The sequence below is a fragment of the Brevibacterium litoralis genome, from assembly GCF_040212315.1.
GTDB lineage: Bacteria > Actinomycetota > Actinomycetes > Actinomycetales > Brevibacteriaceae > Brevibacterium > Brevibacterium litoralis.
Genome location: NZ_JBDIUY010000023.1, coordinates 1 through 16,882, shown reverse-complemented (window position 1 = coordinate 16,882; position 16,882 = coordinate 1). Strand labels below are relative to the sequence as shown.

Below are 16,882 nucleotides of genomic sequence, written 5' to 3'. Positions count from 1 at the left end.
GCGGAGGAGCGAAGACGCCCCGGGGTCGGGCTTCGAGCTTACGAGTTCGCCGCGGTGGCGGTGCTCCCGTGCCGCTCAGGCGAGGTGGGAGTCCCAGTCGGGGTGGTCCCGGACGAAGGAGACGACATAGGAGCAGACCGGGACGATGCGGAATCCAGCAGCGACGGTGTCGTCGAGGGCGTACCGGACGAGCGCGGCGGCGATGCCCTTGCCCTCGTAGCGGTGGTGGGTGACGGTGTGGTCGAAGGTCCGTTCGGCCGTCGGGTCGGACCCGGCGTCGGCGGCGTCGTGGTCGGGGTGGCCGGAGTCGACATAGGAGGCGAAGCCGACACGGCCGTGGGCGTGCCAGTCGTTGCCCTGGGGCGTGACGAGTTCCGCCACGTACCGACGCTCGGCCGGCAGGTGGCTCAGGCGGACGGTGAGACCGTCGAGGGGGACGAGGAGGGGTTCTGCGGCCATGGGGCCATGGTCCCACCTCGGCGGCCCGCTGTCATCGGGTGGAGGAGGACCGTAAGGGGTGCGGTGGACGACCCGTGTCGGTGGGCGGTCGGAGACCTGGGTCACTCCGGTGTCCGAGGGTCGTGGGAGAGTAAAGGGCATGAAACACATCGACGCGGACCAGTTCAACGCCTCCCTCGACCACGCCGGCGCGATCGAGGCCCTGCGTGATGCGCTCCGATCCGGGTACGACCCACGGACGGATGCCACCCGGATCCCCGCCCCGCTGTCGCGCGGCCAGTTCCTCTTCATGCCGTCGGAGATCGGGAAGTACGCGGGCGTCAAGATCCTCACGGTCACCCCGGACAACCCGGCCGAGGACAACCCGCTCATCCAGGGCAGCTGCCTGCTCCTCGATTCGCACACCCACGCCACGCTCGCTCTGCTCGACGGCGTGGCTCTCACCAACCTGCGCACCCCGGCCGTATCGCTGGCCGGTGTGGCCGACGTCCTGGCCCGCCGGTTCCCGGACGGTGTGGAGATGACCGTCGTCGGCGGCGGAATCCAGGGTTCGCTGCACGTCGACGCCGCGCTCGCCGTGCTCCCGGTCCGTAAGGCGACCGTCCTCGTCCGCAGTGCCGGGCGCGGGGAGTCGTTCCTGGCCCACTGCGCGGACCTCGGTGTCGAGGCGGCCGAGGCGGTGCTCGGATCGGAGGCGGCTTCGGCCGCGCTCCGGGCCTCGGGTCTCGTCGTCACTGCGACTCCGGCAGGTGAGCCGGTCGTCGCGGACTCCGACGTGGCCGACGACGCGGTGGTCGTCGCCATGGGGTCGCACGACCCGGGCAAGCGGGAGCTGCCGGCCGCGCTGCTCGGGCGGTCGACGGTCCTCGTCGAGTCGGAACACACGGCCCGTGCCGAGGCCGGTGACGTCGTGATGGCCATCGCCGACGGTACGTTCACCTGGGACGACGTCCTCACTCTCCGGGAGGTCGTGCAAGCCGGGGGCGAGCAGGTGCCCGATGACCGGCCGTTCGTCTTCAAGACGACGGGAATGTCGTGGGAGGACCTGGTCGTCGCCTCGGCGGTGTACGAGAAGAACCTCTGAACCTCCCCACGGCCCCGGGTGGGGCGCCTCAGGCGCGAGCGGCCCGGCGATAGGTGAGGCGACGCAACAGCGATTCGGCCGGGCCGCGCACGCCGCACGCCTCGAGAACGCAGGCGACGAGGACGGTGAACGCCCAGACGGAGAGGGCGAAGGCGGCCATCGTCGCCGGGCCCAGGTCGTCCCCGAGACCGAATCCCCAGGCGGCGAGGGCGGGGGCGAAGACCACCGACTGCAGCAGATAGCAGGTGAGCGAGCGACTGCCGACGGCGCCGAGCACCCGGGGGAGGCCCCAGGGCTCGTGGTCCGGGACCGGTGCGCCACGCTCCGCCCGCCGGACGGCCCTGCGGGCCCGGGAGGCCTGGACCGCGCCGCCCAGCAGACCGAAGAGCGCGGCGTACCCCAGGCCGGCGGCCATGCCCGTGACCGTCGAGACGGTGAGCAGGCCCGATTGCGAGAGCAGCGGCATGTCGAGCACGCCCAGGTGCACGAGCGCGCCGGGAACGGCCGAGCCCCATCCGACCAGCAGACCGAGGACCGCGGTCCAGACGAGCAGGCGGGTGCGGGTGAAGGGCTGTTCGAGCAGGTGTTTCCGTGCGGCCCAGATCCCGGCGAGGAACATGGTGGGCACCGTGAGCATGAGGACGGTCATCGGGGTGGCGAGGACCCAGTTGCCCAGACGCAACAGCATCGCGAGGAAGTAGTTGGACTGGGCCGCCTCGTCGAGGAGGGTGGGGTCGATCATCCCGGCTGTCGGATCGCCGGTCTGTGCCGCGAGGTCCTGGTCGCTGACGAAGGAACCCATGAGGAACACGAGCCCGACCATGAGGCCACCGAACACCACCTGCAGGCCGAGGAGGGACCAGAACCAGATGCCGAGGGTCCGGTCGCGGACCTTGAGGAAGGCGGCGGCGACGATGATGCCGGTGAGGCCGTAGGCACCGAGGATGTCGCCGCTGAACAACAGGAGGGCGTGGACGCCTCCGAAGGCGAGGAGCCACAGGTTCCGGCGGATGAGCAGGTTCCGGGCGGTGTCGGGGTGCGTGCCGGCCTCCACCTGGCGTCGGTGGGCGAGCATCATCCCGTAGCCGAACAGGAGGGCGAAGAGCGGATAGGTGCGTTGGTCGATCGCGATCATGACGAAGGCGTTGACCACCTGGTCCCAGAGCCCGGAACCCGCGGGGTGGAGCGAACCGGACAGCGGATCCGGCGCGGCGTCGCCGAAGAACCAGAACGGCGTGTTCGCCAGTGCGATGAAGAGCAGTGCGAACCCGCGGGCGAGGTCCGGTGCGACCGCGCGTTCCCGCACGGTGACGGGTCCGCGCCGGACCGTCGGGTCCCGCGGGACCACCGCGGCCGAGGCGCCCGCCGGGTAGGGCTGTGTCGTCGGGTACTGCGGTGCCGCCGGGTGCTGCGGTGCCGCGGCATACTGCCCGGCCGCATCCACCGGGACGGCCACGTACCCCTCGGGGACGGTCCCGGGTGTGGTCGGAGGTGCCGACGGCGGAGGTGGTGCCTCGGCGGGGCCGGTGGAGTACGTGGACCCGGTGGTGTGGGCGGGTCCGGGTGCAGGAACAGGGCGTTCACCCGGGGGTGCGAAACGGGACTGTGCGGCGTCGCGGTCGGGGGAGTGCGAGGGGTCCGTCATGGTGCCAGCCTAGAGGGCGCCTCGACGGCTTCCACAGGGGAATGTCCCCAGATCGGTTCGACCTCGACGGGGACGATCACGGGGTGGTCGGGGACGTGGTGGAGCGTGTCGATCGGATACGACGGGACGGCCACCACAACACGCGCTCGAGCTCCAGCGCGAGGGCAGGGACGAGCAGCGATCGGACCACGAAGGTGTCGAGCAGAACGCCGAAGGCGACGATGAAGGCGAGCTGCGCGAGGAACAACACCGGGACGACGCCGAGAGCGGCGAAGGTTGCGGCGAGCACCACCCCGGCGGACGTGATGATCCCGCCGGTGAGGCGGAGCCCTCGCAGGACCCCCTGCCGAGTGCCGTGGACGAGGGCCTCCTCCCGGACCCGTGTCATGAGGAAGATGTTGTAGTCGATCCCGAGCGCCACGAGGAACACGAAGCCGTAGAGCGGCACCGCAGGGTCGGCGCCGGGGAAATCGAGGAGGTGGGTGAACACCAGTGCGGCGATGCCCATGGCGGTGCCGAACGACAGCACGGTCGAGAGGACCAGCAGCACGGGGGCCACGACGGACCGGAGCAGGAGGACGAGGAACACGAGGATGACGAGAAGGACGACGGGGACGATGAGCGTCCGGTCCCGTTCGGAGGCGTCGTTGGTGTCGAGATCGGTCGCCGATTCCCCGCCGACGAGCGCCGAGGGTGCCGGCCCCTCCAGCGCGGTCCGGACCTCCTCGACCGTGGCCTCCGCGGCGAGTGAATCCGCGGGGTCCGAGAGCGTCGCCTCCAGCAGGACCATGCCGTCGGAGACGAGGGGCGCGGGCGCTCCCTCCTGTCCTGCCGGGCCGAGGTCGTCACCGGGGAAGGGCGCGGAGCCCGCAGGGGAGTCGACAGCGACGGTGAGGGAAGCGACACCCGCGGTGTCGAGGAGGACCTCGGCGGCACGGTCGGCCTCGTCCTCGTCGACGACGACCTGGACCGGGCTCCCCGATCCGGCGGGGAAGTGGGCAGCGAGGAGTTCCTGCCCAGCACGGGCGTCGGAGGCGCCGAGCACGAGATCCGACTGAGGGACGCCCGAGGCGTCGAGTCGGGTGAGTCCCAGACAGCCGACGGCGAGGACGAGAGCGGTCACGATCCACACGGGACGGGTGTGCCGCGAGACGAGTCCTGCCACGCGAGCCCAAGGCCCGCCCGGGAGCCGGTCCCCGTCGGCACCGGTGGGCCGAGGTGTCGGAATACGGGGCCAGAACGCGGCACGCCCTGTGACGAACAGGAGAGCGGGCAGTAGCGAGAGCGCGGCGAGGACGGCGAAACCCACACCGATCGCCGCGATCGGGCCGAGGGCACTGTTCGACCGCAATTCGCTCAGGAGAAGACACAGGAGTCCTGCCGCGACGGTGCCGCCGGATGCGAGGACGGGTTCGAGAGAGGCCCGCCAGGCGCGGCGGGTCGCCACCCACCGGGACGCGGTGTGGGTGAGTTCTTCCCGGAACCGGGCCACGTAGAGGAGCGAGTAGTCGGTGGCCGCGCCGATGACGAGGATGAACAGGATGCCCTGGGTCTGTCCGGTGAGGAGGAGCACTCCGGCGTCGGCGAGGTGCCACACGACGAGGAGTGCGGTGCACAGTGCGAAGAGACTCGTGAGGAGGACGATTGCGGGGAGGAGCAGGGAACGGTAGACGGCCACGAGGATGATCAACACCGCGGCCAGGGCGACCACGAGGAGCAACCCGTCGATTCCCGAGAAGGCGGCTGAGAGGTCGGCGGAGAACCCCACCGGACCGGTCACGTGGACGACGGCGCCTTCTGGCAGTCCCGTGGCGAAGACGTCTCGGATCTCCGCGGCGGCCCGACCCGGATCCGCCTCCGGGTCCACGGGGACGATCACCTGCAGGGCACGTCCGTCCTCGGAGGGGATGACGGGAGAGGGCTCCCCGGTGACGACCTCGAGTGCGTCGACCTCGTTCCTCCGGTCGTCCACGACCTTCCGTGTGGAGTCGTCCCAAGTGTCCTCGGCGCCGAGGACGACGATCGCGGGAATCGTCTCGGAGGTGCGGAAACCCGCGAGGCGTTCGGCGACGGCCGTAGCCTCGGCGGAATCAGGCAGGTACGCCGTTCGGTCGTTCGAGGACACCTCGTCGACACGACCGAACAGAGGTCCTCCGAGCCCCGCGGAGAGGGTCCAGGCAAGGATCAGAAGGGCGGGGACGAGAACCCGCGTCCACCGCGTCACAGACGAAAGGGGAGTGAGGCGTGGAGCGGTCATCGGAGCACCTTTCCGGGGCCGGGAGCGAGATGATGGTGAGCCTGGCTAAGTATCTTCTCGAAGACTACACGTCCTCCTCACCAAGGATTCCTGATTGAGGATTAGGATGGGGGTGGAATCGGTGAGGTGAAGTCGGTCTCCCGCGATGCCGCGGCATAGACTCCTGCCGTGGATTCGGAAGCAGTACCGCGGCACCAGTCTGATCCGTCGATGATGGATCCCCGCGTGCTCGACCCCGCGAGACGTCACGTCGATCTGGCGGGGATGGAGCCGGAGAGGATCGCCGGCGCCGTCGCCGTGCTCGAAGCCCTGCGTGACTGGCACTCCGCCGAGCGGAGGTCGCGGGAAGCGTCCCGGCGGTACATGGAACTCGGGGAGACCGACATGGCGGCGGTCCGTTTCCTCCTCGCGATGGGTAATCACCGTCGAGTGGCGACCCCTGTGGCGATCGCCGAGCACCTGGGCATCACCATGCCGTCGACGACGAAGCTCCTCCGCCGTCTGGAAGCCGGAGGACACATCGTCCGACGTCCCCATCCGAACGACGGCAGGAGCACCGTCGTCGAGGTGAGCGAGGGGACACGGCAGGCGGCGTGGTCGACCGTCGGGCGGGACCACTCCCGGAGGTTCGTCGTCGCCGCGGACCTCGACTCCACCGAACGGGCGGCGGTCCTCCGGTTCCTCAGGAACCTCACGGCCGTGACGGAGGACGGACTCCCCGCACGCGACGACGACGTGTATCCGGGTGCGGACCCCGGGCGCGGCTGAGCGGGGAGGCCGGGCGACCCGACCTCAGCTCGCGAGCATCGCCGGGAACACGAGACCACCGACGAGCAGGATCGGTCCGACGACGACCATCGACAGGCCGAATCGGATGAGGATGCCGACCAGGCGCTGGCGGGCCTCCTCCGGCGCGGTGGCGACGGTCGTGGCGCCGAGGGTCGAGTAGGGGCTCACGTCGACGACCGCGGAGCAGACACCGAGAGCGGCGAGCAGCGCCCAGCCGGGCAGGTCACCCTCGGCGACCAGGGGCAGTGCGAGCGGGACGAGCGCGGCGAGAATGCCGGTCGTCGAAGCGAAGGCCGAGACGAGACCACCGATCATGCACAGGACGAAGGCGGCGACGAGCGGGGACCCGATCGACTTCGCCGCATTGCCGAGCATGTCGACCGCACCCATGTGTTGGAGCACGCCGACGAACATGATGATGCCGCCCACGAGCAGCACGGTCGACCAGTCGATCTTGCCGACGGCGGACTTGGCGGTGCCGGGGTCCACGAGGGTGAGGATCGAGGCGAGCCCGAAACAGATGAGGCCGATGTCCGGGTCGAGGCCGAGCGCGGCGAGCACGACGACGGAGGCGATGAGCACGCCCATGAAGGCGACGGTGAGCCACTGGACGAAACCGAAGGAGGCCAGGGCGCCGGGCATGGTGCCGTCCTCGGAATCGCCCGAACCCGCTCCCGAACCGGAAGCGGTCGACTCGTCGAACTTCGCCGCGTCCTCGTCGTCCTCCCCGAAGTCGATGTCCGCGGCCGAGGCGCCCCCACGGGAGATGGCCGTCTGCCGTTCGAAGGGGTGGTTGCCGGGAGCGTCCGCCTCGGCGAGGTGCGGGTTCACGTGGAACGGGGTGCGGCCACGGTTCCGGAAGGCCTCCCGACCGTAGAGCAGGTACGCGCCGATGAGCATGAGCAGGTAGGTGGCGATCGTGATGCCCCACAGCACGAAGGGGTTGAGGGCGATGCCCGCATCGTGTGCGGTGCCGTAGGTGACGATGCCGTAGAGGCTCGTGGGGGCGAACCCGCCGGCGCCGATGGCGAAACAGATCGCCAGGCCCATGAGCGCGAAGTCGACGTTGTAGCGGCGGGCCACCTGCATGCCGACGGGCATCATGACGAGACCGGCGAGCGGTGCACCCATGGCCGCGATGCCACCGGTGATGACGAAGAAGACGAGGGGCAGGAGGACCGCGTTCGAGCCGACCTTCGCGAGTGCCTTGTCGATGAGGGTGTCGACCGTCCCGTTGCTCTGGGCGATCGCGAAGAAGTACGTGACACCGGTGAGCAGCACCATGAGACTGAGGGGGAATCCGGCGACGACGTCGTCGAGGGTCATGTCGCTGAGCAGCAGCGCTGTCCCGGAGGCGCCGGCGATCATGAGGATGCCGATGTGGACGCCGCGGACGGCGCCGATCGCGAACACCGCGACGAAGACGAGTACTGCGAGTATCTGTGTGGCCACGAGGTCTCCTCGGGTCGGTCACCCGGGCGCGACCCACTCCTGCCACAGGACGGGCGAGCCCCAGGACTGAGCGGACTGCCGTGTGGCGGGGTGGACCGGCGGGTGCGACGGGGTTGTCGGACGGGGATTGTGGTGCCGGTCGGTGCGCGGCGGGACTCGAACCGCCGGTCGCACCGGGTGCACGCTAGAGCGACGGCGCCGTCCTCCTGTGCGTGATGGACGAAAAACTATCAGGGGAGTGTCAGTTTCCGACGACTGCGTCCGGCGTTTCGTGCGGTGGGTCGCGTTCAGGCCCGGTCGACGGTTTCCGGATCAGACGAGGAGCAGGGCGCCTGCCGTCGCGACGGCGGTGACGACCGCGGTGACGAGGAGTGCGAGAACCAGTGGTCGGAACCCCGTGGTGCGCAGCGACCGTGCGCTCACGCCGAGTCCGAGGGCGAACATCGCCGCGGTGAGGCACACCGTCTGTCCGAGTGCCGCGAGGTCGACGGCCCACCCCGGCAGCAGGCCGAGGGTTCGCAGCCCCGCCACGGCGAGGAAGAGCAGCACCCACAGCGGCACGAGCGGCGGAGCGGTCTCCCGGGTCCCCGCTGCCGAGGCGCCCTGCCCATGCATTCGGTCCTGCCCTCGCATCACGCCTTGCCGTCTCCCGTCCCGCGCGGGCCCGAGGCCGACCGCACGGGACAGGACGAGCCCGAGCACCGCGACGACCGGGGCGAGCAGGAGGGCCCGTGTGAGCTTGGTGAGCACCGCCGCGTCGAGAGCGGAATCGGCGAGGTCGGTGCCTCCGGGACCGGGGCCACCGCCCGCGGCATCGGTCAGTAGCGCCCCGATCGCGACGACCTGGGCGACCTCGTGGGTCGCGGCACCGGCGAGCACCCCGGCCCGTCCGCCCTCGAGTCCGAGCAGACCGGCGAGTGCCGGGACGAGGGCGATCATCGCCGTGCCGCTCAGGACGACGAGCGCCACGGCGGTCGCCACGTGTTCCTTGCCGGCCCGCACGACGGTCTGGGCCCCGGCCACCGCAGCGGCGCCACAGATCGAGAACCCGGCGCCGATGAGCAGGGAGAGGTCCCGGTCGACCCCGAGCGCACGCCCGCACCCCCACGCGGCCAGGAATCCTGCGACGACGACGAGGACGGCGAGCACCACGACGCCCCACCCGAGATCGAGCACCTGTCCGAGTGCCAGCTGGGCGCCGAGCAACACGACACCCGTGCGTAGGAGCGGCTTCGCGGCGACATCGACGCCCGGACCGAGTGCGGCGGGCAGGGGTGGGCACAGGTTCCGCACGAGGATCCCGCCGAGGATCGCGAGCAGGACGGCGCTGAGGAAGGGCAGGACGCCGCCGAGCAGGGCCTGCAGCGTCATGCACAGCGCGGTCGCGAGGCCGACGACCGCCAGTCCGGGTACCGTCCGCCGGATCCGGGACCACGATCCCGCCGTCCCCGTCGCTGACGAGCGAACGCGGTCCGCGGGCGTGGAGGCGAGCACATGCGTGGAGGTCCGGGACATGCCGTCCACGATCCCGGTTCTCCATCCCGCCCGGTAGGACCGGGCGGCCGGGTGACCCATATGGATCCGATATGTCCTCTTGTGCGAGAATCACCACGTGTCGACGCGCCAGCGGATCTCCACCCGCCCACCCGACCCCCTCACGCTCGCGCTGCTCGTCGAGATCGACCGTGCCCGTGGCGCCGGCCGGACCGCCTCGATCGGATCGGCGGCCCACGCCCTCGGCATCGCCCAGCCCAATGCCTCGCGCATGATCAGCCTCTACGAGGAGGACCTGGGCTTTCCCCTCCTCGAGCGCTCGCCGCGTGGGTCGCGCCTCACCGAACGCGGCGCCGCGCTCGCCGCCTGGGCCGCCGAGGTCGTCGACGGCTACGACCACCTGCTCTCGGGCACCGAGGCACTCCGGGCCGGCCTCACCGCCACCCTCCAGGTGAGCGCCTCGATGACCGTCGCCGAGCACCTGCTGCCCGGCTGGCTCGAACGTTTCCGCACTCGCCACCCCGAGGTCCAGGTGGGTCTCACCGTCGAGAACTCCGCGGCCGTCGTCGACCACCTGCGCACCGGCGCCCGGGATCTCGGTTTCGTCGAGTCGGCCCCCGCACCGGAGGGTGTCGAGTACACGACGGTCGGCGAGGACTCCCTGCAGATCGCCGTCGCCGCGCACCACCCCCTGGCCCGCCGGTACGGCCTCCCGGCCGCGAGCGACCACCCCGCCGGCGGGGACGGGATGCCGCCGAGGCGCCTGTCCGGCGAGCAGCTCGCCGCGCTCCCGCTCCTCGTCCGGGAGGAGGGGTCCGGCACCCGTGGCGTCGTCGAGGACGCGCTGGACGGCTTCGGGGGACTCGTGATCGCGCAGGAACTCGGGTCGAACGCCGCCTGCAAGGTCGCGGCCACGGCAGGCCTGGCGCCCGTGGCACTGTCCCGCGTGGCACTCGCCGACGCCGTGCGCAGCGGGGACCTCGTCGTCCTCGCGGTGGATCCCGAGGTCGACCTCTCCCGCAACCTGCGCGCCGTGTGGGCGCCGGGCAGCAAGCCGTCCGCGCTCGCGGCCGACTTCGTCTCCATCGCCCTCGGCCGCCCCCTCTCGTGAGGGGTACGTCCGGACGGTGGGAGTGCGTGCGGCCCCGGGTGCGTACGGCACTAGCATTCACCGCATGAGTACCCAGGATCCCCAGTCCCCCGCGCACACGGTCCCCGGCCCGGATCATCTCGCCCCCGAGACCCTGCTCGTCGAGGCGGCTCGCCCTGACCGGCGGCACGACGCCCCCCTCAACCACCCCATCACGCTCACCTCGACGTACATCGGGACGGGTCCGGACCAGCCGGGCGAGTACGGCTACGCCCGGCAGGGCAACCCCACCTGGGACCCCTTCGAGTCCCTCCTCGCACAGCTGGAGGGCAGTGACCTGCCCGGCCTCGTGTTCGGTTCCGGCCTCGCGGCCATCACCGCGGCGCTCGATCTCGTGGCCCCCGGCGGTACCGTCGTGCTGCCCGTGCACGCTTATCTGGGCACCCTGTCCGGGGCCCAGCAGACGGCGGCGACCGGTCGGTTCGAACTCGTCCCCGTCGACATGGCCGACACCGCGGCGGTGAAGGCCGCGGTCGGCCGGGCGGTGGAGCGGGCGCAGGAACAGGGGATCGGGACGGGGGTCGACGAGTTCGGCACCCTCCTGTGGATCGAGAGTCCCACGAACCCCATGCTCGAGGTCGCCGACCTCCCGGCCGTTCTCGGCCACGCGAAGGAGGCCGGCGCGCTCACCGTCGTCGACAACACCTTCTGCACCCCGCTCGTCCAGCGGCCCCTGGACCACGGCGCGGACGTGGTCGTCCACTCCGCGACCAAGTACATCGCCGGGCACTCCGACGTCGTCCTCGGCGCGACCGTCACCCGTGACCCCGCTCTGCGGGAACGCCTGCACGGTCACCGGACCATCCGCGGTTCGATCGCCGGTCCCTTCGAGGTGTGGCTGGGCCTGCGCGGCCTGCGGACCATGGCCCTGCGGGTCGAGCGCTCGCAGGAGAACGCCCTCGAACTCGCCCACCGCCTCGCTGAGATGCCCGGCCTCGAGGTCCGCTTCCCCGGTCTGCCCGACGACCCCGGGCACACCCGCGCCGCCGCCCAGATGACCGGTTTCGGTGCGGTCGTGTGTCTCGTCCTCCCCACCGGTGCCCAGGCCCAGGAGCTCTGCGAGACCGTCCGTCTGTGGACCCCGGCGACCTCGCTCGGGGGCGTCGAATCACTCATCGAACGCCGTCGGCGCCATGACGCGGAACCGCATTCCGTCCCGGAGGGACTCGTGCGGTTGAGCGTCGGTATCGAACACGTCGACGACCTCTGGGCCGACCTCAAGCGGGCACTCGACCGCGTCCTGTGACCGGCGGCGTCCCGGATGGCGGTGTCCGCCGTCCGGGACACCCGGGCCAGGTGATTGAACGTCCGTTAAGATAGGGCGTGCATCAGCCGCCGTCCGCAACGAAGGAGTTGCCGTGGTCGCCCTCCCCGCACTGGACCCCACCCTGGGTCTGCACCTCTCCCGCACCCACCTGCCGATCGCCGGGATCGTCCGGCACGCCGACGAGATCCCCGACTCGATCGCCCTCGTCGACGCCGACCCCGCGTCCGCCGCGACGGACCCCGCCGCCGAGGCGCCCTCCGCTCCCGGCAGCACCGCCGCCACCCTCACCTATGCCGAGTTCTGGGACCGCATTCGTCTGGCGGCCGCCCGGCTGGCCGCCACCGGTGTGCGCCCGGGCGACCGGGTGGCGATCGTCGCCGGCAACTGCGCGACCTACGCGGTCGTCGTCTACGCCGCGCAGTACCTGGGCGCGATCATCGTGCCGGTGAACTTCCGGCTGGCCGCCGGCGAGGTGGCCTACATCCTCGCCGACAGTGCACCGGTCGCCGTCGTCGTCGACGAGGAACGCCGTGCCACCGTCGAGGCCGCACTGGCGGCGAACGAGGAGCAGGGCTCCGCCGCTCCCGGCACACCGGCCTCGACCGCGCCGGCCACGCAGCCGACCCTGCTGGACCTCGACGCGGTCAGCGCAGGGCAGTCGGGCACCGGAGGGCAGGGCGCCTCGGGAGCGGGGGACGACCTGCTCGTCCCCGCACCGGCGGTGCCCGCGCTCGACGACGACCAGGCGATCATGTACACCTCGGGGACGACGGGACGGCCCAAGGGGGCGGTCCTCAGCTACTCGAACTTCCTGTCGACGACCATGCGGTCCTCGGCGTCCTGGGGGTACGTGCCGGGGCGGGACTCGGTGCTCATCGGCAGCCCGATGTTCCACATCGCCGCCTTCAACGTGCTCACCACCTCGCTCGCGAACGGCGCCCGGTGCGTGGTGACCCCGTCCAGCGGGTTCGACGCGGGCGGGTTGCTCGACGTCATGGCCGCCCACGGCGTCACCCGGACCTTCATGGTGCCCGCGCAGTGGCAGATGCTCGCCGACGAGCAGGGCCGGAACCCGCGGGACGTGTCCCTGCAGTTCTGGAGCTGGGGCGCGGCACCCGCGACCGAGGCGCTCCTCGAACAGATGACCGCGACCTTCCCCGGGTCGAGCTCGCAGGCGGCCTTCGGGCAGACGGAGACCTCGGCCTCCGGGGTGTCGCTCAGTCACGAGGACTCGGTGCGCAAGCTCGGGAGCGTGGGTGTGCCGGACCGGAACTTCAGCATCCGGGTGGTGCAGCCGGGGATCGTCGACGTCGACGCGGACGGCAACGAGCAGTTGATCGACGTCGCGCCCGGTGAAGTGGGCGAGATCGTCTACCGCGGACCGGGCGTCATGAGCCGCTACTGGAACAGGCCGGAGGCGACCGCGGAGGCCTTCGCCGGCGGGTGGTTCCACTCCGGCGACCTGGTCCGACAGGACGAGGAGGGGTTCCTCTACGTCGTCGACCGGGTCAAGGACATGATCATCTCCGGTGGCGAGAACATCTACTGCGCCGAGCTGGAGAACGTCATCGCCTGGCATCCGAAGGTCGCGGAGGTCGCGGTCGTCGGCCGGGCGGACGAGAGGTGGGGCGAGGTGCCGGTGGCAATCATCGTGCCGACGACCGACACCGACACCGACACCCCGCCCACGCTCGACGAGATCCGGGACTTCTGCGACGGCAAGCTCGCCCGGTACAAGCTGCCCAAGGACGTGATCGTCAAGGACGCCTTCCCACGTTCGGGTACGGGGAAGATCCAGAAGACGGTGTTGCGCCAGGAGGTGTGATCCGACGCCCGGGCCTGATCAGGCGCCCGGGCGGTGCGGCAGCATGACCTGTTCGAAGATCTCCGTGCCGAGCAGCGAGTAGTCGGTGTCCTCGGGGTACCACTCGTCGAGCTCGGGGAACCCGCCACCGTCGGTGTAGCCGAGCTCCTCGACCCGGGCGGTCCACGTCTCGCCCGCCTCGACGAGGTCCGTGGCCAGCTCCGGTTCACCGACCTCGTCCCCGGCGGTCGCGGCGAGCCCGGCCGCGTGCTCCCCGAGGGTGTCCTGGACGTCCTGGTCGAACTCGGTGATCGTGCCCCCGGCGTCCTTGGCCGCGGCGACGGCCTGCGCGTTCCCGCCGACGGACACCTGCATCTGGCCGTCGAAGGCGGCGACCATCGAGTCGAAGACGACCTGCTGGTAGGCCACCGGCAGCTCGGAGTAGGTCTGCCCGGCCAGGTAGGCACCGGCCGACCGCGAGAAGCTGTGATCGGTCGTGTAGCCGATGTGCGGCGCCACCTCGAAGGTGCCCGCCTCGACGTTCGGGATCAACTGCCCGAGGTCACAGTCGACGGTGCCGCGCTGGAGCGCCTCGTACGTCTCCGGGAAGCTGATCGACACCGGCGAGGCGCCCAGGTTCCGCACCTGCTTGTCCGCCGCGGCCGAACCGACCCGCACCTGCAGGCCGTCCCAGTCCGCCGCCGAGGACACCGGCTCCGAGCACATCGTGTAGTACCCGCCGGAGGCGATGAGCGGGATGAGCGGCACGAGCCCCTGTGCCTCGAAGTCCGCGAGGACACCGGGCGTGTTCCACGCCAGGTCGATGCCGGCGGCATTCGTCGCGAGTTCGCCGACGAAGGGCGAGGTGGGCAGTTCCGACATCGCTGTGCCGATCGCGTCGAAGCTCGCGTACTCGGCCGGGGTGTACGAGGGCAGGGTGAAGGCGAGGTCCACGCGGCCGTCCGCGAGGGCGTCGTGCATCTCGGTGTACCCGGCGATCGCCTGGCCCCACACGACGTCGACCTCGATCTTCCCGCCGGAGCGCTCCTCGATCGCCTCGGCGAGTACCGTGCCGCCGGGCGCCATGATCGACTCCCCGCTCGCCGCGGTGGGCTGGTAGGTCAGCGTGATCGGGTCGAGGTCGTCGAGGGCCGCGTCGACCTCGGCCTGCGGGGCGCCCCAGGCGTATCCGGTCGAGTCGGTGCCGTCCTCCGCGGCCGAGGCGCCCTGCCCTCCGGATCCCACGCCGGCCGCACAGCCGGTGAGGACCATGCCGGCGGCGACGGAACCGGCGAGGATCGCGGTCGTGCGGCGGGTCCGGGGCCGTGTCGCGGCGGCGCGGTGAGGACGGAACGGCGAGGGGACGGTCACGAGGACTCCTGACGGTTGTGTACAAACAAGGGCCACCGGTGTGCAGACGGCCGTCAGGGAGTGTAGTCCCGCACGCACGTCACCGGGCCCGGTCTGTGTCCGAGGACACAGACCGGGCCCGGTGGCGTTCACGTCAGGTCGGATCAGCTCGGGCGGTGGGGAAGGAGTGCCTCCTCGTAGACCGCCTCGCCGAGGGGACGGAAGTCCGTCTCGGGGTCGAACCACTCGTCGAAGTCCTCGGTGGCACCGGAGTCCTCGAAGCCGAGCTCGCTCACCAGCTGGGTGTAGTGCGCGGTCGCCTCGTCGACCTTGGCGACCAGGCCCTCGCCGCCCTCACCGGCGGCGTCGACCTCTTCGCGCAGGGTCGTGTTGAACTCGGCGACGGTGTCCTGGACCTCCGCGTCGAAGGGCTGGATCTCACCACCGGCCTCCTTGGACATCCCGACCGCGTGGGCGTTGCCGCCGATCGTCGTGTGCATCTGGCCGTGGAAGTAGTCGGCGTAGGAGTCGAAGATCACCTGCTGGTAGGCCAGCGGCAGGGAGTCGAAGGACGACCCGGCCAGGAGCGCACCCGGGGCTCGGGAGACGCTCGTGTCCGTGAAGTAGGAGATGTGCGGGGCGACCTCGAAGATGCCGCCTTCGGCGCTCGGGACCAGCTGGGCGAGGGTGCAGTCGACGGTGCCACGCTGCAGGGCCTCGAAGGTCTCGACGTACTCGATCGAGACGGGGGAGGCACCGAGGTCCTGGACCATGGAGTGCTGCGAGGAGCTGGCGATCCGCACCTGCTTGCCCTGCAGACCGTCGATGTCCGTGACAGGGTCCGAGCAGACGTTGTAGTAGCCGCCCGAGGCGACCACGGGGGCGATCGGGCTGATGCCCTTCTCCTCGTACTGGTCGATGATCTCCGGGGTGTCCCAGGCGACCGAGGTGGCCACTGCGTTCGTCACCATCTCGCCGACGTAGGGAGAGGGCGGCAGCGTCGACATGGCGTCACCGAGGGCGTTGGCCGCGGTGTACTCCTGCGGCAGGTACACCGGAAGGGTGTAGGCGAGGTCGACACGGCCGTCGGCGAGAGCCTCGTGCACCTCGGTGTAGCCGGCGATCGCCTGACCCCAGACGGTGTCGACGGTGATCTTGCCGCCGGAACGCTCCTCGATCGCGTCGCGCAGGACGGTGCCCGAGGGCGACTGCACGGACGCCTCGGACGCGGCCGAGGGCTGGTAGGTGATGGTGATGGGGTCGAGGTCGGCGAGGGCCGCGTCGATCTCCTCCTGGGAGGCGCCCGGCTCGTAGCCGGTGCCGCCACCGGCGCTACCGCCGGACTGGCTCACACCGCCGGCGCAGGCGGTGAGGGCGAGGGTGAGGGCGGCGGCGCCGGCGAGGCCGACACCGGCCCTGCGGGTGGTCAGGGCGCGCAGGCCCCGGCGGGTGGTCGTGTCCGTCAAGACGTATCTCCTCTGGAATGTGACGGTCGGTGTGACGGTGGGGATGGAGCGGGTCACTCGGGGCGGTGGTTGATCCCCGAACGCAGGTACTGCATCTCGGCGTAGGGCATGTAGTCCGTGTCGGTCTCGTACCACTCGTCGAAGTCGGACAGGTCACCCTGGTCGGTGTAACCGACCCCGGCGAACTCCTCCTGCCAGTATGCGACTCCGTCGGCGATCTGCGTGGTGATGTCCGCGGGCAGGACACCGTTCTCGACACCGGCCTCGATGAGGGAGGTGGAGTGCTCACCGATCGCGGACTGGACGTCCTCGTCGAAGGCCTGGACGGTGCCACCGGCGGCCTTGGCCTGGGCGACCGCGTCCGCGCTGCCACCGATCACGGCGGTCATGCCACCGGGTCGAGGTCCGCGATCGCCGCGTCGACCTCCTCCTGGCTCGCTCCGTACTCGAATCCGGCGCCGTCACCGGTGGTGGCCCCACCCCCGGTGCTGCCGGCGGAACCGGCGCATGCGGTGAGGGTGAGTGCGGCGCCCGCGGCGAGGGCGGGGGCGAGAAGGCGGATGGATCGCTTCACGTCAGGTGTCTCCTGTTGTCGTCCTGTGGTCGGACCGTGCCCGTGTCCGGACACGGCGTGAGCCGGGGCGGACCCGTGTGGGGTCCGCCCC

14 protein-coding genes are annotated in these 16,882 nt (G+C 71.0%); 5 read left to right on the top strand and 9 right to left on the bottom strand.

Annotated elements, in window-relative coordinates:
• Positions 1-75 precede the first annotated feature (75 nt).
• Entirely contained in the window at positions 76-459 is a 384-nt protein-coding gene (locus AAD496_RS08685) for a GNAT family N-acetyltransferase (RefSeq protein ID WP_349828270.1), read from the bottom strand.
• A gap of 139 nt (positions 460-598) precedes the next feature.
• Here AAD496_RS08685 and AAD496_RS08680 point away from each other — a divergent pair, with 139 nt between their 5' ends.
• Positions 599-1,543, top strand: a complete 945-nt coding sequence (locus AAD496_RS08680; RefSeq protein ID WP_349828269.1) for an ornithine cyclodeaminase family protein — start codon at positions 599-601, stop codon at positions 1,541-1,543.
• Between the two features lie 28 nt (positions 1,544-1,571).
• On the opposite strand, the gene AAD496_RS08675 is transcribed toward AAD496_RS08680, so the two are convergent.
• Both AAD496_RS08675 and AAD496_RS08670 read right to left on the bottom strand, forming a co-directional pair.
• Entirely contained in the window at positions 1,572-3,188 is a 1,617-nt protein-coding gene (locus AAD496_RS08675; protein WP_349828268.1) for a DUF418 domain-containing protein, read from the bottom strand.
• 76 nt (positions 3,189-3,264) lie between these two features.
• Positions 3,265-5,445: an MMPL family transporter gene (locus AAD496_RS08670; RefSeq protein ID WP_349828267.1), complete on the bottom strand. Its 2,181-nt coding sequence runs from the start codon at positions 5,443-5,445 to the stop codon at positions 3,265-3,267.
• 168 nt (positions 5,446-5,613) lie between these two features.
• Between AAD496_RS08670 and AAD496_RS08665 the strand changes: the two genes are divergently transcribed.
• Positions 5,614-6,213: a MarR family winged helix-turn-helix transcriptional regulator gene (locus AAD496_RS08665; RefSeq protein ID WP_349828266.1), complete on the top strand. Its 600-nt coding sequence runs from the start codon at positions 5,614-5,616 to the stop codon at positions 6,211-6,213.
• Between the two features lie 24 nt (positions 6,214-6,237).
• Here AAD496_RS08665 and AAD496_RS08660 read toward each other — a convergent pair whose 3' ends face one another.
• Positions 6,238-7,686: an SLC13 family permease gene (locus AAD496_RS08660; protein ID WP_349828265.1), complete on the bottom strand. Its 1,449-nt coding sequence runs from the start codon at positions 7,684-7,686 to the stop codon at positions 6,238-6,240.
• Between the two features lie 312 nt (positions 7,687-7,998).
• Complete coding sequence (locus AAD496_RS08655; protein WP_349828324.1) at positions 7,999-9,201, bottom strand: YeiH family protein; 1,203 nt, start codon at positions 9,199-9,201, stop codon at positions 7,999-8,001.
• A 97-nt stretch (positions 9,202-9,298) separates the two neighbouring features.
• Here AAD496_RS08655 and AAD496_RS08650 point away from each other — a divergent pair, with 97 nt between their 5' ends.
• The 3 genes from AAD496_RS08650 (at position 9,299) to AAD496_RS08640 (ending at position 13,422) form a co-directional block, all read left to right on the top strand.
• Positions 9,299-10,291: a LysR family transcriptional regulator gene (locus tag AAD496_RS08650; protein WP_349828264.1), complete on the top strand. Its 993-nt coding sequence runs from the start codon at positions 9,299-9,301 to the stop codon at positions 10,289-10,291.
• 64 nt (positions 10,292-10,355) lie between these two features.
• On the top strand, positions 10,356-11,576 hold the full coding sequence (locus tag AAD496_RS08645; RefSeq protein WP_349828263.1) for a trans-sulfuration enzyme family protein: 1,221 nt from the start codon (positions 10,356-10,358) through the stop codon (positions 11,574-11,576).
• Between the two features lie 112 nt (positions 11,577-11,688).
• A complete protein-coding gene (locus AAD496_RS08640; RefSeq protein WP_349828262.1) occupies positions 11,689-13,422 on the top strand; it encodes an AMP-binding protein in 1,734 nt (577 codons plus the stop codon).
• A gap of 18 nt (positions 13,423-13,440) precedes the next feature.
• Here the strand turns inward: AAD496_RS08640 and dctP (AAD496_RS08635) are convergent, their stop codons facing one another.
• The 4 genes from dctP (AAD496_RS08635) to AAD496_RS08620 form a co-directional block, all read right to left on the bottom strand.
• Entirely contained in the window at positions 13,441-14,772 is a 1,332-nt protein-coding gene (gene dctP, locus AAD496_RS08635) for a TRAP transporter substrate-binding protein DctP (RefSeq protein WP_349828261.1), read from the bottom strand.
• 143 nt (positions 14,773-14,915) lie between these two features.
• On the bottom strand, positions 14,916-16,217 hold the full coding sequence (gene dctP, locus AAD496_RS08630) for a TRAP transporter substrate-binding protein DctP (RefSeq protein WP_349828260.1): 1,302 nt from the start codon (positions 16,215-16,217) through the stop codon (positions 14,916-14,918).
• Between the two features lie 53 nt (positions 16,218-16,270).
• Positions 16,271-16,606, bottom strand: coding sequence for a hypothetical protein (locus tag AAD496_RS08625; protein ID WP_349828259.1), 336 nt, complete (start codon positions 16,604-16,606; stop codon positions 16,271-16,273).
• Positions 16,603-16,791 (bottom strand): hypothetical protein, encoded by a 189-nt coding sequence (locus tag AAD496_RS08620; RefSeq protein ID WP_349828258.1) that lies wholly within the window; start codon positions 16,789-16,791, stop codon positions 16,603-16,605. The genes AAD496_RS08625 and AAD496_RS08620 overlap by 4 nt, the downstream gene beginning before the upstream one ends.
• Positions 16,792-16,882: the final 91 nt, after the last annotated feature.

What these genes read in the sequence shown, in the direction of transcription:
- AAD496_RS08685 (WP_349828270.1), bottom strand. Translation starts at nt 459, where the DNA reads ATGGCCGCAGAACCCCTCCTCGTCCCCCTCGACGGTCTCACCGTCCGC.
- AAD496_RS08680 (WP_349828269.1), top strand. Translation starts at nt 599, where the DNA reads ATGAAACACATCGACGCGGACCAGTTCAACGCCTCCCTCGACCACGCC.
- AAD496_RS08675 (WP_349828268.1), bottom strand. Translation starts at nt 3,188, where the DNA reads ATGACGGACCCCTCGCACTCCCCCGACCGCGACGCCGCACAGTCCCGT.
- AAD496_RS08670 (WP_349828267.1), bottom strand. Translation starts at nt 5,445, where the DNA reads ATGACCGCTCCACGCCTCACTCCCCTTTCGTCTGTGACGCGGTGGACG.
- AAD496_RS08655 (WP_349828324.1), bottom strand. Translation starts at nt 9,201, where the DNA reads ATGTCCCGGACCTCCACGCATGTGCTCGCCTCCACGCCCGCGGACCGC.
- AAD496_RS08645 (WP_349828263.1), top strand. Translation starts at nt 10,356, where the DNA reads ATGAGTACCCAGGATCCCCAGTCCCCCGCGCACACGGTCCCCGGCCCG.
- AAD496_RS08625 (WP_349828259.1), bottom strand. Translation starts at nt 16,606, where the DNA reads ATGACCGCCGTGATCGGTGGCAGCGCGGACGCGGTCGCCCAGGCCAAG.